The 22,685-nt window shown below is 71.2% G+C and carries 17 protein-coding genes and 3 pseudogenes; 7 read left to right on the forward strand and 13 right to left on the reverse strand.

Annotated elements, in window-relative coordinates; all coding sequences use genetic code 11:
• The 5 genes and pseudogenes from ybeY to AB0M08_RS24855 all read right to left on the reverse strand — a co-directional run bounded on the left by ybeY (nt 1) and on the right by AB0M08_RS24855 (nt 4,205).
• The gene (ybeY, locus tag AB0M08_RS24835) at nt 1-471 is read right to left on the reverse strand and encodes an rRNA maturation RNase YbeY (protein ID WP_364497594.1); all 471 of its coding nucleotides are present in this window, start codon (nt 469-471) and stop codon (nt 1-3) included.
• 24 nt (nt 472-495) lie between these two features.
• Nucleotides 496-861 (reverse strand): annotated as a pseudogene (locus tag AB0M08_RS24840) (PhoH family protein); the annotation flags it as partial.
• Between the two features lie 261 nt (nt 862-1,122).
• Nucleotides 1,123-1,947: pseudogene (locus AB0M08_RS24845) on the reverse strand (LAGLIDADG family homing endonuclease); the annotation flags it as partial.
• Nucleotides 1,936-2,649 (reverse strand): annotated as a pseudogene (locus tag AB0M08_RS24850) (PhoH family protein); the annotation flags it as partial. The pseudogenes AB0M08_RS24845 and AB0M08_RS24850, both read right to left, overlap by 12 nt.
• Nucleotides 2,650-2,816: 167 nt before the next feature.
• Nucleotides 2,817-4,205, reverse strand: coding sequence for a serine hydrolase domain-containing protein (locus AB0M08_RS24855; protein WP_364497597.1), 1,389 nt, complete (start codon nt 4,203-4,205; stop codon nt 2,817-2,819).
• A 111-nt stretch (nt 4,206-4,316) separates the two neighbouring features.
• Between AB0M08_RS24855 and AB0M08_RS24860 the strand changes: the two genes are divergently transcribed.
• Both AB0M08_RS24860 and AB0M08_RS24865 read left to right on the forward strand, forming a co-directional pair.
• Complete coding sequence (locus AB0M08_RS24860) at nt 4,317-6,797, forward strand: glycoside hydrolase family 3 C-terminal domain-containing protein (RefSeq protein ID WP_364497600.1); 2,481 nt, start codon at nt 4,317-4,319, stop codon at nt 6,795-6,797.
• Between the two features lie 26 nt (nt 6,798-6,823).
• Nucleotides 6,824-7,768, forward strand: coding sequence for an ABC transporter substrate-binding protein (locus tag AB0M08_RS24865; protein WP_364497603.1), 945 nt, complete (start codon nt 6,824-6,826; stop codon nt 7,766-7,768).
• Between the two features lie 64 nt (nt 7,769-7,832).
• On the opposite strand, the gene AB0M08_RS24870 is transcribed toward AB0M08_RS24865, so the two are convergent.
• Both AB0M08_RS24870 and AB0M08_RS24875 read right to left on the reverse strand, forming a co-directional pair.
• A complete protein-coding gene (locus AB0M08_RS24870) occupies nt 7,833-8,819 on the reverse strand; it encodes an iron chelate uptake ABC transporter family permease subunit (RefSeq protein WP_364497606.1) in 987 nt (328 codons plus the stop codon).
• On the reverse strand, nt 8,813-9,805 hold the full coding sequence (locus AB0M08_RS24875; protein WP_364497608.1) for an iron chelate uptake ABC transporter family permease subunit: 993 nt from the start codon (nt 9,803-9,805) through the stop codon (nt 8,813-8,815). The genes AB0M08_RS24870 and AB0M08_RS24875 overlap by 7 nt, the downstream gene beginning before the upstream one ends.
• Nucleotides 9,806-9,919: 114 nt before the next feature.
• Between AB0M08_RS24875 and AB0M08_RS24880 the strand changes: the two genes are divergently transcribed.
• On the forward strand, nt 9,920-10,702 hold the full coding sequence (locus AB0M08_RS24880; RefSeq protein ID WP_364497611.1) for a class I SAM-dependent methyltransferase: 783 nt from the start codon (nt 9,920-9,922) through the stop codon (nt 10,700-10,702).
• Between the two features lie 904 nt (nt 10,703-11,606).
• Here the strand turns inward: AB0M08_RS24880 and AB0M08_RS24885 are convergent.
• The 3 genes from AB0M08_RS24885 to hrcA all read right to left on the reverse strand — a co-directional run bounded on the left by AB0M08_RS24885 (nt 11,607) and on the right by hrcA (nt 14,880).
• Nucleotides 11,607-12,473 carry a 16S rRNA (uracil(1498)-N(3))-methyltransferase gene (locus tag AB0M08_RS24885; RefSeq protein ID WP_364497614.1) on the reverse strand — a complete coding sequence of 289 codons (867 nt, stop codon included), beginning with the start codon at nt 12,471-12,473 and terminating at the stop codon, nt 11,607-11,609.
• Between the two features lie 207 nt (nt 12,474-12,680).
• Nucleotides 12,681-13,823, reverse strand: a complete 1,143-nt coding sequence (gene dnaJ / locus AB0M08_RS24890; protein WP_364497615.1) for a molecular chaperone DnaJ — start codon at nt 13,821-13,823, stop codon at nt 12,681-12,683.
• Nucleotides 13,824-13,857: 34 nt separating this feature from the next.
• Complete coding sequence (hrcA, locus tag AB0M08_RS24895; RefSeq protein ID WP_364497618.1) at nt 13,858-14,880, reverse strand: heat-inducible transcriptional repressor HrcA; 1,023 nt, start codon at nt 14,878-14,880, stop codon at nt 13,858-13,860.
• Nucleotides 14,881-15,003: 123 nt separating this feature from the next.
• Between hrcA and AB0M08_RS24900 the strand changes: the two genes are divergently transcribed.
• Nucleotides 15,004-15,381: a DUF4870 domain-containing protein gene (locus AB0M08_RS24900; protein ID WP_364497621.1), complete on the forward strand. Its 378-nt coding sequence runs from the start codon at nt 15,004-15,006 to the stop codon at nt 15,379-15,381.
• Between the two features lie 22 nt (nt 15,382-15,403).
• On the opposite strand, the gene hemW is transcribed toward AB0M08_RS24900, so the two are convergent.
• Nucleotides 15,404-16,597, reverse strand: a complete 1,194-nt coding sequence (gene hemW, locus AB0M08_RS24905; protein WP_364497624.1) for a radical SAM family heme chaperone HemW — start codon at nt 16,595-16,597, stop codon at nt 15,404-15,406.
• A gap of 28 nt (nt 16,598-16,625) precedes the next feature.
• Between hemW and AB0M08_RS24910 the strand changes: the two genes are divergently transcribed.
• The 3 genes from AB0M08_RS24910 (at nt 16,626) to AB0M08_RS24920 (ending at nt 20,064) form a co-directional block, all read left to right on the forward strand.
• Nucleotides 16,626-17,390 (forward strand): enoyl-CoA hydratase-related protein, encoded by a 765-nt coding sequence (locus tag AB0M08_RS24910; RefSeq protein WP_364497627.1) that lies wholly within the window; start codon nt 16,626-16,628, stop codon nt 17,388-17,390.
• Nucleotides 17,391-17,521: 131 nt separating this feature from the next.
• On the forward strand, nt 17,522-18,340 hold the full coding sequence (locus AB0M08_RS24915) for a hypothetical protein (protein WP_364497740.1): 819 nt from the start codon (nt 17,522-17,524) through the stop codon (nt 18,338-18,340).
• Between the two features lie 95 nt (nt 18,341-18,435).
• Complete coding sequence (locus AB0M08_RS24920) at nt 18,436-20,064, forward strand: PAS domain-containing protein (RefSeq protein WP_364497629.1); 1,629 nt, start codon at nt 18,436-18,438, stop codon at nt 20,062-20,064.
• Nucleotides 20,065-20,151: 87 nt separating this feature from the next.
• Here AB0M08_RS24920 and AB0M08_RS24925 read toward each other — a convergent pair whose 3' ends face one another.
• Complete coding sequence (locus AB0M08_RS24925) at nt 20,152-20,427, reverse strand: GlsB/YeaQ/YmgE family stress response membrane protein (protein ID WP_203682880.1); 276 nt, start codon at nt 20,425-20,427, stop codon at nt 20,152-20,154.
• A gap of 83 nt (nt 20,428-20,510) precedes the next feature.
• On the reverse strand, nt 20,511-22,388 hold the full coding sequence (lepA, locus tag AB0M08_RS24930) for a translation elongation factor 4 (RefSeq protein WP_364497632.1): 1,878 nt from the start codon (nt 22,386-22,388) through the stop codon (nt 20,511-20,513).
• Between the last annotated feature and the right edge of the window lie 297 nt (nt 22,389-22,685).

Raw genomic sequence — 22,685 nt, forward strand, 5'->3', positions numbered from 1 at the left:
TCAGCCGGCTTTACGTCCGGCGCGCCAGCTCTGCAGGAGCTTGTTCTGCAGGGCGAACATCTCGCGCTCCTCCTCCGGCTCGGCGTGGTCGTAGCCGAGCAGGTGGAGCGCGCCGTGCACGGTGAGCAGGTGCAGCTCGTCGGCGGCCGAGTGACCGGCCGCCGCGGCCTGCTTGGCGGCCACCTCCGGCGCCAGCACGATGTCGCCGAGCAGCGCCGGCTCACCGGTGCCGGACTCGCCGGGACCGTGGTCGACGCTGCCCTCGTCCATCGGGAAGGCGAGGACGTCGGTCGGGCCGTCGCTGCCCATCCAGCGATGGTTCAGCTCGGCCATGTAGTCGATGTCGACGAGCAGGATCGACAGCTCCGCGAGGGGGTTGACCCCCATCTCGTCCAGTGCGTGCCGGGCAACCGCGAGAATCGCGTCGGTGTCGACCTCGACTCCCGACTCGTTGGCGATCTCGATGGACATAGTGGTGCGATTACCCCTTGTGATCTAACGCCGCCGGCCCGTACGGCCGCCACCACTGGCGGCCCGGCCCGGCACGGCGTGAACGGATTGTGCGGTCTGCTGCTCCTGATCGGCGTCGTACCGCGCGTACGCGTCGACGATCTCCGCGACCAGCCGGTGCCGCACCACGTCGGAGCTGGAGAGCTCGGCGAAGTGCACGTCCTCGACGCCGCGCAGGATCTCCCGCACGATCTTGAGGCCGCTGGTGGTCCCACCGGGCAGGTCGACCTGGGTCACGTCACCGGTGACCACGATCTTGGCACCGAACCCGAGCCGCGTCAGGAACATCTTCATCTGCTCGGGCGTGGTGTTCTGCGCCTCGTCCAGAATGATGAAAGCGTCATTGAGCGTGTTGTGGGTGACGATCAGGTCATCGGTCACGTACAGCGAATCCTCCGCCGCAACCTGAATGCAGACCGTCTCGGTCTCCCCGGCCGGTTCGATGCTCTCGATGAAGCGCATCGGCCGGCCGCCGCCGGACACCTCGTAGAGCGCCTGCTTTCGGGTGAGCCGGAACGGCTGAACCGTCTGCGGCAACCGGATGTCCAGCACGAACGCGTCACTGCGGTTGTGTACCGGACGGCCCTTGGCCAGACCGGGCTTGCGGCCCTCGGCCGGCCGGCGGCGCCAGTAGGCGACCCCACCGAGCGAACGGACCAGGAAGACCACGTCGTCCCGGAGCCGCTCGGAGCAGGTCGTGTACTGGATCCGGCAGGTACGGCCACTCTGGGTCACTGGCCCGCCGTCGCTGTCGAACAGCCCCTGCAGGACCGCGAGGCGGGTGGCCGTGCTGTTCCACAGATAGGTATCCGGGACGAACTTGGAGTTCGATCTGGTCCCGGCAAGCCCGAGGGTCCGGAGCGCGGTAGACACCGGGTTGGCCACGATGACCCCACCGCGATGACCGTTGACGTGCCGGAGCACGTAGTCGACCTCGCTCTTGCGGACGAGCTCGATATCCGGCAGAGCGGCTTCGAGCGCCTCGGCAAGCTCCGGATCGTTGGTGCAGAACGCCGGCGTGGTCGTCAGCGTCATGCAGCCGTCACCGAGCAACAGGCCCAGGGCGTACGGGTCCAGCGGAACGTCCTGGACCGGGAACTCGACCGGAGCCACTAGCGGCAGCTCGAACCGGTGCACGTTGCCCCGACGCAGTCGGCCGATCATGTCCTGGGTCTGGACCACCCGTGATCCGCGGCCGTGGCTGCGGTCGTCCGGTGTCTGGACGGTCCAGAGATGTTCACCACAGGCCAGCGTCGAGGCGCCGTCCTGGGTGGTGACCCGGAAGACCTCTTTGCGGCCCTGCGGGAAGACTCCGAGGACCGGGGTGGGCGAACCGTTCGAACCGACGACCAGATCACCCACGGCAAGCTCACCGATGGGGCGCCAGCCGTCCGGAGTGAGCACTCCTGCGGACAACGGTTGCGCGCGGCCGCGCATGTAGGCCAGCGGGGCGACCTCAATGGTCCCCGCGGCCATCAGACGCGGGATCGACTCCGGGTCGAGCATGTCGTGCAGGGCGTCGTAGAGCGGCCGCAGATACGGGTCGATCTTCTCGGTCAACGTGCCGGGCAGGAAGCCGAGCCGCTCACCCGCCTCGACGGCGGGCCGGGTCAGGATGATCCGGCTGATCTGCTTGGCCTGCAGCGCCTGCACGGCCTTGGCCATGGCGAGGTACGTCTTACCGGTACCGGCCGGGCCGATGCCGAAGACGATGGTGTTCTCGTCGATGGCGTCGACGTAGTGCTTCTGCCCGAGCGTCTTGGGCCGGATGGTGCGCCCGCGCCGGGAGAGGATGTTGAGCGTCAGCACCTCGGCCGGGCGCTCGGTGGTGTTCGCCTCGAGCATCGACAGGGTCCGGCGGACCGCGTCCACGCTGAGCGTCTCGCCCTTCTCGATGAGCTCGATGAGCTCGGCGAAGAGCCGCTCGGCGATCGCGTTGTCGGCCGGCTCTCCGGTGAACGTGATCTCGTTGCCACGGACGTGCACATCGCTGCGGAGCGTCCGCTCCACGAGACGGAGGATCTCGTCCTTGGCACCGAGCAGGTTCACCATGATCTTCGGGTCGCTTACCGAGATCTTGGTCTGCGCCCGCACCGGGCCGGACGAGCCCGTGCTGGAAGAATTCGGCGTACCGGTCATAGGGCGGCCGCGGGGGCCTCCGCCACCTGCTCTCTTTCTCGGCGTCGTCCCGGCTGGGGCGGCGTGCTCAAGGATCGTGCCATCCTATCCGCTCCCCCGCCGCACCGCCGATGCCATTATCCGCAGCCCGTACCCGAGATCACCCACCCGGCCGACCGGCCCCGATCTCAGAGGGGTTCGCCGCCGCTGGAGGCCGGCCCGCCGTCGAACGCCTCCTGCTGCCGGGTGAACCGGTACGTCGCCCAGTGCATCCGGACGACCGCCCCCGACCCGTCCCGGGTCAGCCGGAGCAGCTCGCCCACCTCGCGCCCGGAGACCGTCCGCAGCACGTCGGCCGCGTCCGGTGCCGGTTGGAAGACCGCCGGTGGCCGGTCCGCCGGGGCGTCCGCGATCCGGGCCTGCAGCCGCCCGTCGTGCCAGGCGAAGACGAACTCGGTGCCCTCGCTCCACCAGCGGCCCAGCGCCGACCGGTACGCCACCGGCGCGGGCGGTGAGGGCCGCCACGGGGCGATCTCCGCCGGGTCCAGCTCGGCCGAGAGGCGCAGCAGCTCGTGCACCAGCTCGTTGGTCTGCCCGGCGGTGCCGGAGGAGCCGAGCACCGCGCAACCCAGCGCCCCGGGGTTGCCGTCGCCGCCCCGGCGGCCGTACACGGCGGCCAGGAAGCCGGGCATCGCGCCGTCGTGGCCGACGTGCACCACGCGCTTGCCCTCCGGGACCAGGATCAGGCCGAGTCCGAACCCGGTCGCCCAGAGCGCCTCGTCGGTGGTGGTCAGCGGCCAGCGCATCTCGTCGACCGTGGCGGCGGCGAGCACCCGGCCGTCCGGGTCGACGGCCTCCGGGCTCGCCAGGAACGCGGCCCACCTCGCCATGTCCGTGGCGGTGCTCCAGAGCTGGGCGGCGGGCGCCACCCCGCCGAGGTCGACCGGCGGCTCGGGGCGGGCCGCGTCCGAGTACGCGTCCACCACATACCCGGTCACCGCCTCGTCCGGCACGTGCGCGGTGGTCCCGGCGAGCCCGAGCGGGGTCAGCACCCGCTCGGCGAGGATCTCCGCCCAGGTGCCGCCGCGGAGTCTCGCGACGAGCTGGCCGAGCACCGCGATGCCCAGGTTCGAGTAGTGGTAGCGCCGCGCGTTGGGCAGCACCCGCTCGGCCCGGTCCAGCTCGGCGATCATCCGGGTGGCGTCCGGGGTGACCAGGGTGTCCCAGACGTCCCCGTACGGCTCCCGCTGGAACCCTGCGGTGTGCGAGAGGAGCCGCCGGATGGTGGCGTCCCCGTGCGCGGGCACGTCCAGGTACGCCGAGACCGGCCGGTCCAGGTCGAGCAGCCCCTCGTCACGGGCCTGCATGACGAGCGTGGCGGTGAACGTCTTGGTGACCGACCCGATCCGGAACCGGCTGTCCGGCCCGAGCGGCCGTCCCGGCTTCCCGGAGTCCCCGACGGTGAACGTCCACGGTTCGCGGTCGGCCCGGTGCAGCGCGACGGTGATCGCGGGGATCCGCCCGTCGGACTGGGCTCTGCGGACGGCCCGCTCGTAACGGGCGAGTGGCGCGGCCATCAGACGATCCGGCAGAACAGGCAGGTGTTGTCCACCTGTCGGATCTTATGCGCCCGATGGTGGGCTTGAATGGGACGGCAGGCTCCGACCCCCGACGGAAAGCGCTCTCATATGACCGAGATCGATCAGATTGACCCCTCAGCTCTGGAGAGGCTCGTCGACCGACTGACCCTGGACGAGAAGGCCGCCCTGGTGACCGGGCGGGACTTCTGGTCGCTGCCCGCGATCCCGCACATCGGCCTGCGCTCGCTGGTCATGTCGGACGGCCCGATCGGCGTACGCGGCACCGGCTGGGCCCCCGAGGACCCGTCGATCGCGCTGCCCAGCCCGACCGCGCTGGCCGCGTCCTGGGATCCGGAGCTGGCCGCCGAGGCGGGCCGGCTGCTCGGCCAGGAGGCCCGGCGCAAGGGCGTGCACGTGCTGCTCGGCCCGACGGTGAACCTGCACCGCACCCCGCTCGGCGGCCGGCACTTCGAGTGCTACTCGGAGGATCCGCTGCTCACCGGTGAGATCGCGGCGGGCTTCGTGCGCGGCGTCCAGGAGCACGGCGTGGCGACCACGGTGAAGCACCTGGTGGGCAACGACTTCGAGACCGACCGGATGACCGTGGACGTACGGATCCCGGAGCGGGCGCTGCGCGAGATCTACCTGGCACCGTTCGAGCGGGTCGTCGAGGCCGGCGGCTGGGGCGTGATGAGCGCCTACAACGGGGTCAACGGCGCCCCGATGGCCGAGAACGGCCGTCTCCAGGACGAGATCCTCAAGCAGGAGTGGGGCTTCGACGGGGTGGTGGTCTCGGACTGGCGGGCCGCGCGCTCCACCGTGGGCGCCGCGCTGGGCGGTCTCGACATCGCCATGCCGGCGATGGACAACCCCTGGGGCGCGGCCCTGGCCTCGGCGGTCCGGTCCGGCGAGGTGCCCCTCGAGGTTCTGAATTCCAAGGTACGCCGAGTCCTGCGTCTCGCCGCTCGCGTGGGATGCCTGGCCGGCTTCCCGGCTCCCGCCGGACCCGCCCCGGCCGACGGCGAAGCGGCCGGACCCGCCCCGGCCGACGGCGAGACGGCCGGGCCGGCCCCGGTCGACGGGGACACGATCGCGCGCCGGGTCGCGACCCGCTCCTTCGTCCTGGCCCGGAACGAGGACGAACTGCTCCCCCTGGAGCGGGAGACGCTGACCCGGGTCGCGGTGATCGGCGCGCTGGCCCAGGACGCCCGGGTGCTCGGCGGCGGCAGCGCCCAGGTCTCCCCGCCGCACGTGATCTCCCCGCTGGACGGCCTGCGCGCCGCGCTCCCCGGCGTCGAGGTGAGCTACGCGGTCGGCGCCGACCCGCGCCCGTTCCTCCCGGCCGCCCGGGGCCCACAGTGGTCGGAGTTCACCGTCGACCTGGGGTCGTACGCGTTCACCGTCCCGGAGGCCGCGGTCCGCTGGCTCGGCGATCCGCCCGGCGGCCTGGCCGTCGACGCGATCGCCACCCTGGAGCTGCGGACCGTCTACACCCCGGAGACCGGTGGCGAGCACGTCTTCGCGGTCTCCGGCTTCGGCGCGTTCGAGCTGACCGTCGGCGGCGAGAAGCTCTACCAGGGTTCGCTGCACCCGCCCGGCACCGGCCGCGCCGACCTGCTGCTGCACCCGCGCGAGCAGCGGTTCACCGTGGAGCTGGCCGAGGGTGTGCCGGTCCCGGTGCTGCTGCGGCAGAGCTTCGAGCCGGGTACCGCGCACTCGGCCGGCACCACGCTCGGCCACCGCCCGCCCGGCCCGGACGAGGACGGCCTGATCGCCGAGGCGGTGGCGCTGGCCGCGGCGTCCGACGTGGTCGTCGTGGTGGTCGGCACCACCGAGCAGGTCGAGTCGGAGGGCTTCGACCGGAGCTCCCTCGCGCTCCCGGGGCGCCAGGACGAGCTGGTCTCCGCGCTGATCGCGGCGAATCCTCGTACCGTGGCGATCGTCAATGCCGGAAGCCCGGTCCTGCTCCCCTGGGGTGACCAGGCGGCGGCCGTGCTCCTCACCTGGTTCCCCGGCCAGGAGGCCGGAGCCGCCCTCGCCGACGTGGTGCTCGGCGACGCCGAGCCCGGCGGACGGCTGCCCACCACCTGGCCCCGCGCCGAGGCCGACTGCCCGGTTCTGGCGGTACGCCCGGAGGACGGCGCGCTCGCCTACGACGAGGGGATCTTCGTCGGCTACCGGGGCTGGACGGCCACCCCGCGGTACGCGTTCGGGCACGGCCTGGGCTACACCACCTGGAGCTACGACTGGCTGGGCGTGACCCGGGAGGAGGTCAGGGTCGCGGTGACCAACACCGGCTGGCGCGGCGGCCGGGAGATCGTCCAGGTCTACCTCTCGGCCTCGTCGTTCTCGCACGGCGCCCCCGACCCGGAGCTGCCGGAGCGCCCGGAGAACTGGCTGGTGGGTTTCGCGACGGCGGAGGCGATGCCGGGTGAGACGGTCACCGTCACGATTCCGCTGCCGGAGCGGGCCTTCCAGGTCTGGGACGACGGGTGGCGCACGCTGCCCGGGACCTACACGGTGACCGCGGCCCACGCGCTCGACGATCCACGCCGGACTGTCGAGATCGACTTGGAAAGGTTAGCCTAACCTCACTAACGGGGTGAGGAGTACTCATGTCCTTCAAGCGTGCCGTCGTCGCGCTGCTGCTGATCGGCGGCCTCGCGGCGTGCGGCCAGAACACGGCGGACCCCGCCCCGGCCACGTCGGCCGGGGCGGCGGGCGCCTTCCCGGTGACGATCGAGCACAAGTTCGGCAGCACCACGATCCCGTCGAAGCCGCAGCGGATCGTCACGGTCGGCTGGAACGACCAGGACTTCGTGCTCTCGCTCGGCGAGGTGCCGGTCAGCACCCGGGAGTGGTTCACCGAGTACCCGACGTACCCCTGGGTGGCGTCCACGCTGAACGGGAAGACGCTGCCGACCTTCTCCGCGGAGATCAACTACGAGGCGATCATCAAGCAACAGCCGGATCTGATCCTGGCCATCTACGAGACGATCACCGAGGAGACGTACGAGAAGCTCTCCCAGATCGCGCCGACCGTCATCCAGTCCTCGCAGTACAAGGACGAGGAGACGCCGTGGGACGTGCAGACCCTGACCACGGGTGAGGCGTTGGGCAAGACGGCCGAGGCGCAGGCGCTCATCGACGAGGTGAACGCGGCCGCCGCGGCGGCGAAGAGCGCGAACCCGCAGTTCGCGGGGAAGACGCTGGTCGTCGATTACGGGCCGGAGAAGGGCCAGCACTGGCTCCTGCCGAAGAACGACCCGCGCCGGGCGCTCTTCGACGCGCTCGGCTTCGCCACCCAGGAGCAGGGCGAGGACGTCAGCGAGGAACGGCTCGACCTGCTCGACCGGGACGTCCTGGTGGTCGAGGGCGCCACCGAGGCGGACATGCTCGCCTCCCCCGTCTTCGCCAAGCTGAACGTGGTCACGCAGAAGCACACCATCTACATCCCGTTCGAGGGGAACCTCGCCGGCGCCCTCTCGTACAGCGGCCCGGACGCCCTGCTCTACGCGCTGGACCAGCTGGTGCCGCAGCTCGCGGCGGCCACCTCCTGAACGGGGCCTGATGCGGCGCGGAAGCGGCGCCGCATCAGGCCCGCCCAAGCCCGCCCAAGCCCGCCTAAGCGTTCCGGCCCTGGCGGTAGAGCAGCCAGACGAAGTAGCCGCCGCCCAGGGCCACCGTGACCACGCCGACCGGGAGCTGGGTGGGGGCGAACAGATGCTGGGCCAGCCAGTCGCTCGCGATCGTCAGGAACGCGCCCATCACCGCGGCCGGGGTCAGCGCCACCCCCGGGGTCCGGGTCAGGCGCAGGGCGAGCTGGGGCGCGGCGAGCGCCACGAACGAGATCGGGCCGGCCGCGGCGGTCGCCACGGCGGTCAGCGCGACACCCACCGCGAGGTAGGCGAGGCGGGTGCGCTCCACCCGTACGCCGAGCGCCGCGGCGGTGTCCTGGCCCATCTCCAGGATCGACAGCCGCGGGCCGAGGGCGAGCAGCGCCGCCACGCCGAGCAGGGTGCCCGCCACGACCGGGCCGACGCTCGCCCAGCCCAGGCCGTTCAGCGTGCCCTGGCCCCAGATCGCGGCGGCCAGCGCGGTCTGCAGGTCCGCCCGCGTCACGAACCACTCGTTGAGCGAGCCGAGGACCGCGCTCACCGCGATCCCCACGATGATCAGCCGGAAGCCCTGGACGCCGCGCTTCCAGGCGAGCAGGTAGACGGCGATCGCGGTGGCGAGACCCCCGATCAGGGCGCCGAGCGCGGTCACGTAGTAGCCGCTCCCCGCGACCAGCAGCACACCCGTGTAGGCGCCGGTGTTGAACCCGATCACGTCGGGACTGCCCAGCGGGTTGCGGGTGAGCGCCTGGAAGATCGCGCCGGAGAGTCCCAGAGCGGCGCCGATCAGCAGCGCCAGCAGGACCCGGGGCAGGCGCCACTCGACCACGACGAGGTGGTCGGCGGGTGGGCCCTGACCGATCAGCGCCCGGACCACGTCGAGCGGGGGGATGGTGAACTCACCCGTACCCAAAGCAAGGATCGCCACGGCGGAAGCCGCGACAGTGAGCAGCAGGCAGACACTGAGCGTGCGGATCCGCCGGGCCCTCACCACGCGGCGCTCCGCAGCCGGCGCACCCACCAGATCAGGACCGGCGCGCCGAGGAACGCGGTCACCACGCCCACCCGCAGCTCGCCCGGCCGCACCAGCACCCGCCCCGCGACGTCGGCGAGCAGCAGCAACGCCGGCGCGCAGACGATCGTGAAGACGAAGATCCAGCGCTGGTCAGGGCCCGCCATCCGCCGCACCACCAGCGGGATCATCAGGCCGAGGAACCCGATCGGCCCGACCGCCGCCGTCGCGGCTCCGGCCAACATCATCACGGAGAGAAGGGCGGCGGCTCTGATCCAGGTCAAACGCGTTCCCAGAGTACGCGCCAAGTCGTCACCCAGAGCGACGGTGTTGAGTGCTCCGGCCACCGCGAGCGCGAGGAGCGCACCCACCACGACGAACGGCAGGATGGTGACCGCCACATCCATCGGGCGCCCGGCCAGCGAGCCGATGTCCCAGAACCGCAGGTAGTCGAAGGCGCGCGGCTTGACCAGCCGGATCGCGGTGGAGAACCCGTCCAGCACGGCACCGAGCGCCACCCCGGAGAGCGCCAGCCGGATCGGAGTGCCGCCGCCCCGGCCGGACGAGCCGAGCACGTAGACCAGGGCGAGCGCGACCGCCACCCCGCCGAAGCCGAACCAGAGGTACTCCTCCAGCCGGGTACGGCCCAGGAAGCCGACCGCGAAGACCACGAAGAGCGCCGCACCGGAGTTGACCCCGAGGATCTGGGTGTCGGCGAGCGGGTTCCGGGTGACCGCCTGGATCACCGCCCCGGAGAGCCCGAACGCGACACCGGCGAGCAGGCCGAGGACCGTACGGGGAACCCGCAGGTCCCAGACGATCGACTGTTCCGCCGGGTGCCCGTGGTGGCGCAGCGCGTCCAGGACCACGACGGGGCTGATGGTGCGCGTGCCGACGGCGACGCTCAACAGGCAGACGAGGACGAGAACCCCGAGGCAGGCCAGCAGCAGCCCACCCCTCCGTCTCATCAGGCGAGGCTAACCTAACTCGCCCCCGCCGCCCGCACCACCACCCGCGGTCCCCGCTGCCCACGCCGCCCACGCACGCTGGCGGGTCCGCAGTGGCGGGTCTACGTTGGCGGGGTGACGACCAGTGAGCGAGGCCGCGTCTTCGGCGAGGTGGCTGAGGACTACCACCGCATCCGCCCCGGATACCCCGCCGGGCTGCCGGCCGAGCTGCTCGCCCTGGCCGGTCCCGGCCCGGTGCTCGAGGTCGGCGCCGGCACCGGCAAGGCCACCGCCGCGTTCGCCGCCCTCGGTGCCGACCTGACCTGCCTGGAACCCGACCCCCGGATGGCCGGGGTACTCCGCCGCACCGTCCCCGGCGTCCCCGTGATCGAGTCCACCTTCGAATCGTGGACGCCGGACCGGGCGTACCGCCTGCTGATCAGCGCACAGGCCTGGCACTGGGTGGACCCCGGCCGCCGCAACACCCTGGCCCACGCCGCCCTCGCACCGGGCGGCCTGCTCGCCCCGTTCTGGAACATCTTCGTCCTCACCGACCGGGCCCTGCACGCGGACCTGACCGAGGTCGACGCCCGCCACGGCCTCTCCGGCGAGAAGTCCCCGCACTCCCTGTTCGCGGGCGACGTCCCCGCCGAACCGGGCGACTTCCAGGAGGACTGGCCCACCCTCGCCCTCCCGCCCGACCTGTTCACCGGCCCGCGCACCCTGCGCTACCGCACCGAGCGCACCTACACCCCCGACGAGTACCGCACCCACCTCCAGTCGGTCTCCCTCTACCGCACCATGTCCCCCACCGACGCCGAGGCCGCCATCACCGACACCCTGACGACCATCGCGCGCCACTCCCCCACCATCACGTTCCTGACCTACACCGACGTCGCCCTGGCCCGCCGCCGCTAACCCTCTCTCCCCGGCTGGCCCTCAGAGGTGACCCCGCTGGTCGATTCCGGCGGGATCGTCGCTGGCGGGGTCGCGGGGTGGGCGTTCTCGGTCATGGTCCGGGTCGGGGGTTATCCACAGCCGGGGTTTATCCACAGGGCCCCGGTCCAAGATCACGTTTTTCTGCCACTGTTCCGTTAGGGATGGGGGTTTCCCCCGGTCGGGGTGGGCCCTGGCTGGCCGGGTTTGATCGACATTTCATGATCAACTGCGGAGATGATCTTGGTGGCTGGCGTTCTGGGGTGTGTCGGCGGGCTGGAGTGACCCGTGAGTGCCAGCTTTCCCGGCGCGGCTGGCGTTCAGGGGTCTCTCGGGCGCCTGAGACACCCCGGATCGCCAGCCCACCAGCCCGAGACACCCCGGATCGCCAGCCGACCGGCCGAGCCACCCTGGACCGCCGGCTCACCGCCCGCGGGGTACCGCCCGACCGGGTCCACGAACGAACCCCGGCAGGCGGAGCCGGCGATCCGCGGGCGGCGAGTGTTCGGGCGGGCACTCCGTCACGGGATCAGCGCGGGCCGGGCGACGCGGACACACGAACAGCACCGGCGGGGCCTCGGGTGCACACGAACAACGCGGGCCGGGCCACGGATGCACACGAACAGCCGGGTTCAGGGGCGACGGGCACACACAATCCATGATCGTGTGCACGTACAGCCCGCCAGAGGGGCGCGGCAAGGACACGGGCGCCGATCGTGGATCCCCGGCGCCCCCGCAGAGCATGATCGTGAACCCGGACCGCCCCCGACCCGCACGCACGCCAATCGGAGATCACGAATCTGTGTGGATCTTGGCGGAACGGTGTGCGGATAGAGGGGCGGCGGGGGTATGGGTCGGCGCGTGGGGAGGGGTGTGCCCGGGGGGACTACCAGCGAGTGAGGCGGGTGGCGAGGACGGCGAGGGCGGCTACGCCGGCGGTGGAGGTGCGGAGGACCGAAGGGCCCAGGCGGACGGGGAGAGCGCCGGAGTCGCGGAAGAGGGTTACCTCGGCGTCGCTGATGCCGCCCTCGGGGCCGATGATCAGGACGATCTCGCGGGAGCCGGGAACGGGAACGGAGTTGGGACCGGGACCGGGGCCGATGCCGGGAGCAGAGCCAGAGCCGGGAGCAGAGCCGGGGGCGAGAGCAGAGCCGGAGCCGGGGGCGGGAGCAGAGCCGGAGCCGGTGGCGAGGGCGGGGAGCGGGGTTGTGGTCAGGCGTTCGGTGGCCTCCTCGTGGAGGATGAACGCGGCTGCGGCGTCGGTGAGGCGGGCGGCGATCTGCTTGGTGGAGCAGTCGGGGGCGCCGGAGATCAGCGGGAGCCAGGCGCGGCGGGACTGTTTGGTGGCCTCGCGGGCGGTGGCCGACCACTTGTCATGAGCGCGGTGGCCCCGGTCGCCGCGCCACTGGGTGACGGAGCGGGAGGCGGCCCAGGGGATGATCTCGTCGACGCCGGTCTCGGTCATCGCCTGGACGGCCAGTTCGCCGCGGTCGCCCTTGGGGATGCCCTGGACGACGACCAGGCGGGGGTCGGCGGGGGGCTCCTGGGCGCGGGCGGTGATCGTGACGTCGATGCTGCCGCGGGCCACGGCGGTGACCTCGGCGTGCGCGGTGCCGCCCACGCCGTCGGCGAGGATCAGGTGCTCGCCGGTGCGGAGGCGCTGCACGTTCGCGGCGTGGTGGCCCTCCGGGCCGTCCAGCGTGAACGTCGGACCGATGGGCAGGATCTCGACCAGAAACAGCGGCGCGGACACTCCCGCACGCTACATGCGGGGTGAGCGCGACCGCTCACGCAGGTCGCCCGGCGGGAGGAGCGGTCTGGACGCGCCAGCGGCCAGCGACGAGTGCCGGGCCCTCGGCGGGAGCTGCGGTCCGGACCATGCAGCGGGCTACGACATCCGGCTCTTGATCTTCAAGAGAGAGCAGAGAACGAAGAGAAAGAGCCGGATGTCCGAAAGTGCCTAGTGGCCGTTGAAGGCGTCGCGCATGCGGCTGAAGAAGCCGCCCTGCTTGCTGAGCTCGGCTACGTCCTCGCCGCGGGTCTTGGCGAAGTCGCGGAGCATGGTCTCCTGGGCCGGGGTGAGCTTGGTCGGCGTCTTGACGTCCAGGTGGACGAAGAGCTCGCCGCGGCCCTGACCGCGCAGGTGCGGGACCCCCTTGCCACGGATGCGGAGCGTCGAGGCGGGCTGTGTACCCGGCTTGACCTCGATGTTCTCCTCGCCGTCGAGGGTCTTGATGGTCATCCGGGTGCCGAGCGCGGCGGCCGTCATCGGGAGCGTGACCCGGCAGTGGAGATCGTCGCCCTTGCGGGAGTAGACGTCGTGCGGGCGCTCGTGGATCTCGACGTAGAGGTCGCCGGCCGTGCCGCCGCCGGGGCCGACCTCGCCCTGCTGGGCCAGGCGGATGCGCATGCCGTCCTCGACGCCAGCCGGGATCTTGACCGTAAGCGATCGGCGGGTGCGGATCCGGCCGTCGCCGGCGCAGGTCGGGCACGGGTTCGGGACGACCGTGCCGTGGCCCTGGCAGTTCTGGCAGGGGCGGGAGGAGACCACCTGGCCGAGGAAGGTGCGCTGCACCGACTGGACCTCGCCGCGGCCGGAGCAGACGTCGCAGGTGGCCAGGTGGGTGCCGGGCGCGGTGCCGGCGCCGGAGCACTGGGTGCAGAGCACGGCGGTGTCGACGGTGATCGGCGCCTCGACGCCGAACGCGGTCTCCACCAGGTCGAGCTCGAGCCGCAGGATGGCGTCGGCGCCGGGACGCGTGCGCGGGCGGGGGCCACGGGCGCCACCGCCGGCCGCGGTGCCGAAGAAGGCATCCATGATGTCCTGGAAACCGACGAACGGGCCGGCCCCGCCGGGACCGCCCGGGCCGCCGGCGCCGCCACCGGGTGCCAGCGGGTCACCGCCCAGGTCCACCATCTGGCGCTTCTGGTCATCGGAGAGGACCTCGTACGCCGCGTTGATGTCCTTGAACTTCTCGTGCGCCTCCGGATCGGGGTTCACATCCGGGTGGTACTGCCGAGCCAGCTTGCGGTAGGCGCGCTTGATCTCGTCGTCGGTGGCTTCCCGGCTCACGCCGAGAATTCCGTAGTAGTCCTTGGCCACGGGGTTTGGAGTCCTCAATGTCTGCGCGGATCCGTCAATTCTGTGCCAACAGGTCGCCAACGTAGCGTGCCACTGCACGAACAGTAGCGATGGTGCCGGGGTAGTCCATCCGGGTGGGTCCCAAAACCCCGAGGCCCCCGACGATCGTGGCGCCCGGACCGTAGCCGGTGCTGACCACCGACGCGGACCGGAGGTTGTCGATCTCGTTCTCGTCGCCGATCCGGACCCGGGTGGTACGCGGTTCCAGGTCGCCGATCAGCTTGAGCAGGATGACCTCCTCCTCGAGGGCTTCGAGGACCGGACGCAACGTGCCCTGAAAGTCCAGCACACCGCCGCGCGTCAGGTTGGCCGTCCCGGCGAGTGCGAGGCGCTCCTCACTCCGCTCGACGAGGGTCTCGAGCAGGAGCGAGGCGAGGCAGGCCATCGCGGCACGGCTCGCCGGCTCGCACTCGTCGACCAGCGCGGCCACCAGTGGCGGCGTGTCGGCAAGCCGCTGACCTGCAAGTTTCTCGTTCACACGGCGGCGGAGATCCCACACGTCACGATCCGGGACCGGACCCGGCATCTCCACCAGGCGCTGCTCGACCCGGCCGGTGTCCGTGATCATCACGAGCATCAGCCGGGTGGTGGAGATCGGGACGAGTTCCAGATGGCGCACCGCGGAGCGGGAGAGACTCGGATACTGCACCACCGCGACCTGGCGGGTCAGCTGCGCCAGGAGCCGGACTGTGCGATGCACCACGTCGTCCAGGTCGACCGCCCCGATCATGAAACGCTCGATGGCCCGGCGCTCGGCCGGGCTGAGCGGCTTGATCCGGGTGAGGCGGTCGACGAAGAGCCGGTAGCCGGCGTCGGTGGGCACCCGTCCCGCACTGGTGTGCGGCTGGCGGATGTAGCCCTCCTCCTCCAGCACGGCCATGTCGTTGCGCACGGTGGCCGGCGAGACCCCCAGCTTGTGCCGGTCGACCAGCGCCTTGCTGCCCACCGGCTCCTGGGTCTCGACGTAATCCTCGACGATCGCCCGCAGGACCTCGAGCTTGCGGTCATCCAGACTCATATGACCCCTCCCTCTGGCACTCCCGCGGACAGAGTGCCAGTCTACGTCGCGCCGCGCACCTGCGCGATGATCGAAAGTCCGGACTGCTTTCGGATCTTGTCCATTGCCCCTACCGTGACGGCCATGACGGACCCGAAACAGTACGGTGCGCCCTTCTACAACTCGGACGAGCAGACCTGGACACTCGTCTCCCATTTCGGCGGCGCGGCGGGCGCCTTCCTCTTCGGCGGCTGCGGCGGCTGGGTGGCCCCGCTGATCGCCCTGCTCGCGCACGGCAACCGGTCGCCTTATGTCCGGGCAGAAGCCATCAAAGCACTGAATTTTCAGCTTCTCTGGTCAATAGTCGGACTAATCGGATATGCGACGCTCTGCGTCGGGATCGGGGTGGTGGTCTCGGGGGTCGCCTGGCTGGCCGGGACGATCCTCGGCGTGATCGCGGGTGTCAAGGCCGCGAACCGGGAGCCGTTCACCTATCCGTTCAGCGTGACCATCATCAAGTGAGCAGACGTCACGTGGGCAGACGTCACGTGAGCAGGTCCCGGACGACCGCGTCGGCGAGGAGACGGCCCTCCAGCGTGAGGATCATCCGCTCGTCGCGGACGACGGCCAGCCCGCCGTCCACCGCCTGACGGACGCCGGCCGGGTCCACCCCGTCCAGGGCGATGCCCTCGCGCAGGCGGACCCGGAGCATCACGTCCTCCAGGTGGCGGTCCTCGTCGGTGAGCACCTCGCGGGCATGACCCGGGGAGACACCTTCCCAAAGCCTTTTCGCGTACGCGGACGGGTGCTTGACGTTCCACCAGCGGACGCCGCCGACGTGGCTGTGCGCGCCCGGCCCGAGACCCCACCAGTCGGCGTTCGTCCAGTAGAGCTCGTTATGCCGGCACGCGCCGCCCTCCTTCGCCCAGTTCGAGACCTCGTACCACTCGAACCCGGCGGCGGTGAGCGCGGCCTCGGCGGCGAGGTAGCGATCGGCGGCGACGTCGTCGGAGGGGTAGGGCAGCTCGCCCCGGCGCATCCGGGCGGCCATCCGGGTGCCGTCCTCGACGATCAGCGCGTACGCGGAGACGTGGTCGACCCCGGCGTCGATCACGGTCCGCAGCGAGCGGGCGAAGTCCTCCTCGGTCTCACCCGGGGTGCCGTAGATCAGGTCGAGGTTGACGTGCTCGAACCCGGCTTCCCGGGCTTCCCTGGCGGCTTCGGGCGCCCGGCCCGCCGAGTGCACTCTGTCCAGAAATCTCAGGACATGCGACGCGGACGACTGCATGCCGAGGGAGACGCGATTGAAGCCGGCGTTTCTTAGATGACGGAAGTATTCGGGTGAGACGGACTCGGGGTTCGCCTCCGTCGTCACCTCGGCGTCCACGGACAGGCCCCAGACCCGGTCGATCCCCTCCAGGATCCGCCCGAGATCGCCGGCGCTCAGCAGCGTCGGCGTCCCCCCGCCGAAGAAGACCGTGTCGACCCGGGCCGGCTGCACCACCTTCGCGGCCAGGTCCAGCTCGCGCAGGACCGTCTCGGCGTACTCGTCCCGGCTCGCTCCCCCGCCCAGCTCGCTCGCCGTGTAGGTGTTGAAGTCGCAGTATCCGCACCGGCTCGCGCAGAACGGCACATGAACATAAACGGCGAATCCGTTTTGTCCGATATTTGCCGTCGCGGCGTCGGGAAGGGACCCGTCCGCCGGGACGGGTTCGCCATCAAGGAGTGCGCCGGCCATCCGCCCAGTGTGCATTACCGTGCCGGGCATGGATCTGGTCCGTACCGCCACCGCCGCCGGGGTGACCACGCTGACCCTGGACAGCCCCGCCAACCGCAACGCGCTCTCCTCCGCGCTGATCGAGCAGTTCCTCGGCGCGCTCGCCGCGGCCCGGGAGGATCCGCTGACCAGGGTGGTGGTGATCACGCACACCGGCCCGGTCTTCTGCTCCGGCGCCGACCTCAAGGAGACCGCCGCCGCCCTGCCGGGCCGGCGGCTGCCGGTCGAGCTGATGTCCGATCTGCTCGCCGTGCTCGCCGGATTCCCCAAGCCGGTGCTGGCGCGGATCGGCGGCCCGGCGCGCGCCGGCGGCCTCGGCCTGATCGGCGCCGCCGACATCGCGGTCTGCGCCGACACCGCGACGTTCGCGTTCACCGAGGTCCGGCTCGGCGTGATCCCCGCGGTGATCAGTGCCACCGTGCTGCCGCGCCTGGCGCCCCGGGCCGCCGCCGAGCTCTATCTGACCGGTGACGTCTTCGACGGCCCGCGCGCCGCGGAGATCGGCCTGGTCACCCGATCGGTTCCGGTCGCGGAGCTCGACGCGGCCGTGGACGCTTACTGCGCGTCACTGTGCCGCGGTGGCCCGCTCGCCCTCGCCGGAACCAAAGAGCTTCTCTCGCGTACGCGCAAACCCGCGATCGACGACGAACTGGCCGATCTCGCGCGCCTCTCGGCGGGCTACTTCACGTCCCCGGAGGGGCGGGAGGGGGTGGCCGCCCGCCGCGAGAAGCGCGACCCGGAGTGGGTGGTGTAACGCCGGAGAGGGGTCGGTTCCCCCACAGTCACGCCGATCATGGTGCGCTCGTTGACTACGCTTGGCGTCCAGTGGTGGAGGAGGTGCGAGTGCGCAAGACATCCGGCGGAACGGCTGGCGGAGTCCTCGTGATGCTCGTGCTCATCGCCGTCGGCAGCGTCGTCTACGTGCTGCACAAGAACCCGGACGGGATCAAGCTCCCCCGGATCGGCGCCGAGTGCACGGTCCGCGCCGACGGCGAGGTGACGCTCGACTCGGTCCAGATGGCGAACGCGGCGACCATCGCGGCGGTCGGCATCCGCAAGGAGATGCCCGAGCAGGCCGTGGTGGTCGCGCTCGCCACCGCGCTACAGGAGTCGAAGCTGGAGAACCTGGAGAACGGCGACCGCGACTCGGTCGGCCTCTTCCAGCAGCGGCCGAGCCAGGGCTGGGGCAGCGCCGACGAGATCCAGGACCCGCGGTACGCGGCGAACAAGTTCTACAACGCGCTCAAGAAGGTCGACGGCTGGGAGGACATGCGGGTCACCGACGCGGCACAGGAGGTGCAGCGGTCGGCGTACCCGAACGCGTACGAGAAGTGGGCGGACGAGTCCCGGGTGCTGACCCGCGCCCTGCTGGGCAAGGCCACCGGCGCCGTCGCGTGCACGGTCAGCGGCACCCCGGTCCTGCGCGGCGCGGCCGCCGCGGCCGCCCTGCTGGAGGGCCTGAAGGCGGACTGGGGCCGCAAGCTCACCACCGACAGCCGGTCGGGCGGCCTCACCGTGGCGGTCACCAGCACCAGCGTCGGCTGGCGGTACGCGCACTGGCTGGTCTCGCACGCGTCGGCGACCGGGCTCGAACGGGTGCGGTTCGGCGACATGGAGTGGCACGCCCCAGACGGGAAGTGGCAGCAGGTGACCGAGGAATCGGGCGCCGACGGGCGGCACGTCGTCGCCGAGGTCTTCGCCTGAAGATACTCAGCGTGACTTTCGGCGACCCTCAGTAATCGAGCGCTGCGTATACATCGACATGGACAGCCCGCAACCTCCCTGGTACTAAGTAGGACGTGTTCTGGGAGGCGCTCGAATGGATCCTGTTGGGGTCGGGGGGCGTCACCGCGATCCTCCTCGGAGTGCGCCGCCACCGGCCCGCGCGGAGGGCGCCGTGGCTGCTGCTCGCCGGCTCCCTCGCGGCCCTGGCCGTCGGCGACGTCTTCTACGCGTACGAGGTGGCCTCCGTCTACGACAGCCTGTACCTGCTGATGTTCGCCCTGGTGGCGCTCAGCCTGCTGCAGTTCACCCGGGGCGGCACCCTGATCGGTGACCGGGCCCGGCTGATCGACCTGCTCGCCTTCGCCTGCTCCACGCTGCTGATCGTCTGGGTCTTCGTGGTGAACGCGAACGGCCGGTTCGGCGCGGTCTCGGCCGCCGACGTGATCGGCGACCTGCTGCTGGTCACGGTCGCGGCCCGGCTGGTCGCCTCGGTCCGGGGCGTCGCCGCCTGGCTGCTGCTGGCCGGCGCGATCGGCATGCTCGCCGGCGACGTGGTGTACCCGCTGGTCCCGAACCGGATCACCGAGTCGGCGTTCGTCGTGCTCTACGTCACCTGGGGCCTGGCCGGACTGCACCCGTCGATGGTCCGGCTGACCGAGCCGGCACCGCCCCGGCACGGCGCCTGGCGGCTGCCCTGGGCGGTGCTGCTGACCTGCTCGGCCGCCGGCCCGGTCGCGGTGCTGCTGATCGAGGCGCTGGCCGGCCCGGTCGAGAACGGCGTGGTGATCGCGGTCACCGGGGCGATCACCCTGCTGCTCACCATCACCCGGCTCTCCGACGCGATCAACCAGCACGGCCGGGCGCTGAGCCGGGAGCGTGGCCTGCGCACCGCCACCGCGGCGCTGGTCGCCGCCGCCGACCGCCAGGCCGTCGACGGCGCGGTCCGTGCGGCCGTCACCCAGTTGCTTCCCTCCCATTCGGTACGCCGTGTGGTGCTCGTCACCGAGCTCTCCGAGGCCGAGAAGCCGCCCGCCTCCGCCGGCCCCGGCGACCTGAGCTGGTGGCTGCCGGCGACCGACCCGGACGAGCGCACCCTCGTCCTGCCGCTCCGCCTGGAACCGCTCGCCGTCGCCCGCCCCGGCGGTGGCGCCCTGGTGATCACCGGCACCCGGGAGGCGCTGGCCGCCGGGCACGACGCGCTGGAGGTGCTGGCCGGTCAGGCCGCGCTCGCGCTGGACCGGATCACCCTGGTCGAGGCGGTCGGCCGCCGGGACAGCGACCTCTACCTGCGCGCGGTGATCCGCCACACGGCCGACCTGATGGCGGTGCTCGACGCCGACCGCCGGGTCCGGTACGCCAGCCCGGCCCTGCGCCACCTGCTCGGCCACGACGAGCTCCCGCCGCTGGCCACCCTGGACGACCTGATCCACCCGGACGACCGGCGCCTGGTCCGCGAGGCGCTGCGCGGCGAGGGCGACAACACCGTGCACTGTGCCCTGCGGCGCCCCGACGATTCCCAGGTGCTGGTCGAGGCGACCATCCGGGACCTGCGCGATGACCGGCTGGTCCAGGGCCTGGTGGTGACCATGCGGGACATCACCCACCACCGCGACCCGGCCGAGGGGCTGCCCGCCCAGGAGAACCGGAACGACATGCCGGCCCGGGTGAACCGGCGCTCCGCCCAGCAGCGCTTCCGCTACTGAACACTTCCGGCGCTTCCGCCGGTGAACACTTCCGGACAGCGAAAAGCGGCCCCCGCGTGGGGGCCGCTTTTTCGTCCACCGCTCGGGTCAGCGGGTCAGACCACGACGACCGGTGACACCGACCGTCAGGGCGACACCGATGGCCGCCAGAACCACCTGGAAGAAGAACTCGATCCAGTCGAAGCCGTTGGTGTCGGCGACACCGAACGCCCGGGCCAGCACCGTACCCAGCAGAGCCGCGACAACACCGATGACCATGGTCAGCCAGATCGGGATGTTCTGCTTGCCGGGAACGACCAGTCGGCCGAGGGCGCCGATGATGAGACCGACGATGAGGGCGGTGATGATTCCGGTGACAGTCATTGAGGTCCTCCTCGGGGGTGGAGCTTGTTCGGTTGCGTCCGTCGAGCCCCAGAGTTCCCGACCCCCCGAAAACTCAAACCGCCCTATTTCTTGGCGCCCTTCGGGTCGGCCGCCTCGGAGGTGGAGAGCGCGGCGATGAAGGCCTCCTGCGGCACCTCCACGCGGCCCACCATCTTCATCCGCTTCTTGCCTTCCTTCTGCTTCTCCAGCAGCTTGCGCTTCCGGCTGATGTCACCGCCGTAGCACTTGGCGAGCACGTCCTTGCGGATCGCGCGGATCGTCTCGCGGGCGATGACCCGCGAACCGATGGCCGCCTGGATGGGCACCTCGAACTGCTGCCGCGGGATGAGTTTCTGCAGCTTGGCGGCGATGCTCGTGCCGTACGAGTAGGCCTTGTCCTTGTGCACGATGGCGCTGAACGCGTCCACCGGCTCGCCGTGCAGCAGGATGTCCACCTTGACCAGGTCGGCGGTCTGCTCGCCGGAGGGCTCGTAGTCCAGCGAGGCGTAGCCCTTGGTCTTGCTCTTCAGCTGGTCGAAGAAGTCGAAGATGATCTCGGCGAGCGGCAGGGTGTAGCGCAGCTCCACCCGTTCGGTGGACAGGTACTCCATGCCGAGCAGGTTGCCGCGGCGGCTCTGGCAGAGCTCCATCACGGCGCCCACGTACTCGTTCGGCACCAGGACGGTCGCGCGGACCACCGGCTCCTGGATCTCGGAGATCTTGCCGGACGGGAACTCGCTCGGGTTGGTGACCGTGCGCACCTCGCCGTCCTCGGTCATCACCTGGTAGACCACGTTCGGCGCGGTGGAGATCAGGTCGAGGTTGAACTCGCGCTCCAGCCGCTCGCCGATGATCTCCAGGTGCAGCAGGCCGAGGTAGCCGACGCGGAAACCGAAGCCGAGCGCCGCCGAGGTCTCCGGCTCGTAGGTGAGCGCGGCGTCGTTGAGCTTGAGCTTGTCCAGCGCGTCCCGCAGGGCCGGGTAGTCCGAGCCGTCGATCGGGTAGAGACCCGAGTAGACCATCGGCTTCGGGTCCTTGTAGCCGCCCAGTGCCTCCTTGGCCGGGCGGTTGTTGCCGGTCACCGTGTCACCGACCCGGGACTGGCGCACGTCCTTCACGCCGGTGATCAGGTAGCCCACCTCGCCGACGCCGAGCGCGGTCGCCTTCTCCATCTCGGGCGAGACGACGCCGATCTCGAGCAGCTCGTGCACGGCACCGGTGGACATCATCTTGATCCGGTCGCGGGCCTCGATCCGGCCGTCGATGACCCGGACGTACGTGACGACGCCGCGGTACACGTCGTACACCGAGTCGAAGATCATCGCGCGGGCCGGGGCGTCCGCGTCGCCGACCGGGGCGTGGAACTGCCGGACGATCTCGTCGAGCAGGTGGTCCACGCCGACACCGGTCTTGCCGGAGACCCGCAGCACGTCGGTGGGCTCGCAGCCGATCAGCTTGGCGAGCTCCTCGGCGTACTTCTCCGGCTGCGCGGCCGGCAGGTCGATCTTGTTGAGCACCGGGATGATGTGCAGGTCGTTCTCCATCGCCAGGTACAGGTTGGCGAGGGTCTGCGCCTCAATCCCCTGCGCGGCGTCGACCAGCAGGACCGCGCCCTCACAGGCGGCGAGACTGCGGGAGACCTCGTACGTGAAGTCGACGTGCCCCGGGGTGTCGATCATGTTGAGCACGGCGGTCTCGCCCTGCTTGCCACCCTCGCGGACGGTCCAGGGCATCCGCACGGCCTGCGACTTGATGGTGATGCCGCGCTCGCGCTCGATGTCCATCCGGTCGAGGTACTGCGCGCGCATCTGGCGCGGGTCGACCACCCCGGTGATCTGCAGCATCCGGTCGGCCAGCGTCGACTTGCCGTGGTCGATGTGCGCGATGATGCAGAAGTTGCGGATGCGGCTCGGATCGGTCGATCCGATCACGTTCACGCCGGGGTCGAGCGGTCCAGGCACGGTCGTCCGTTCTTCTCGGGCTGCTTCCAGGGCTTGGGTGGGCCACCGGTGGACCGGCGGCGCCCCCTATCGTCCCACGCCCGTGGGGAAGCCCGGATCACACCCGTTCTCGCGACCGTTCCGCCCCCGGTGCGGGCTCCCCCACAACCGGATCCCCCGCCCTCCGACGTCTCTATCGCCCGCCGGCCCCCGCTGCCCCGCCATCCCCTCTCCGCCGCCCGGCAACGTCGCCACCGCCCGGCCTCCCCACCGCCCGGCAACGTCGCCGTTCCGGGAGCGTCGGGCCTCGTGCCGGTG

The organism is Actinoplanes sp. NPDC051851 (assembly GCF_040681165.1).
In the GTDB taxonomy this organism is placed as follows: domain Bacteria; phylum Actinomycetota; class Actinomycetes; order Mycobacteriales; family Micromonosporaceae; genus Actinoplanes.

Bases quoted from the DNA above. Each gene is read 5' to 3' on its own strand.
- ybeY (WP_364497594.1), bottom strand. From the start codon at position 471: ATGTCCATCGAGATCGCCAACGAGTCGGGAGTCGAGGTCGACACCGAC.
- AB0M08_RS24855 (WP_364497597.1), bottom strand. From the start codon at position 4,205: ATGGCCGCGCCACTCGCCCGTTACGAGCGGGCCGTCCGCAGAGCCCAG.
- AB0M08_RS24860 (WP_364497600.1), top strand. From the start codon at position 4,317: ATGACCGAGATCGATCAGATTGACCCCTCAGCTCTGGAGAGGCTCGTC.
- AB0M08_RS24865 (WP_364497603.1), top strand. From the start codon at position 6,824: ATGTCCTTCAAGCGTGCCGTCGTCGCGCTGCTGCTGATCGGCGGCCTC.
- AB0M08_RS24875 (WP_364497608.1), bottom strand. From the start codon at position 9,805: ATGAGACGGAGGGGTGGGCTGCTGCTGGCCTGCCTCGGGGTTCTCGTC.
- hrcA (WP_364497618.1), bottom strand. From the start codon at position 14,880: ATGAGTCTGGATGACCGCAAGCTCGAGGTCCTGCGGGCGATCGTCGAG.
- AB0M08_RS24900 (WP_364497621.1), top strand. From the start codon at position 15,004: ATGACGGACCCGAAACAGTACGGTGCGCCCTTCTACAACTCGGACGAG.
- hemW (WP_364497624.1), bottom strand. From the start codon at position 16,597: ATGGCCGGCGCACTCCTTGATGGCGAACCCGTCCCGGCGGACGGGTCC.
- AB0M08_RS24910 (WP_364497627.1), top strand. From the start codon at position 16,626: ATGGATCTGGTCCGTACCGCCACCGCCGCCGGGGTGACCACGCTGACC.
- AB0M08_RS24915 (WP_364497740.1), top strand. From the start codon at position 17,522: ATGCTCGTGCTCATCGCCGTCGGCAGCGTCGTCTACGTGCTGCACAAG.
- AB0M08_RS24925 (WP_203682880.1), bottom strand. From the start codon at position 20,427: ATGACTGTCACCGGAATCATCACCGCCCTCATCGTCGGTCTCATCATC.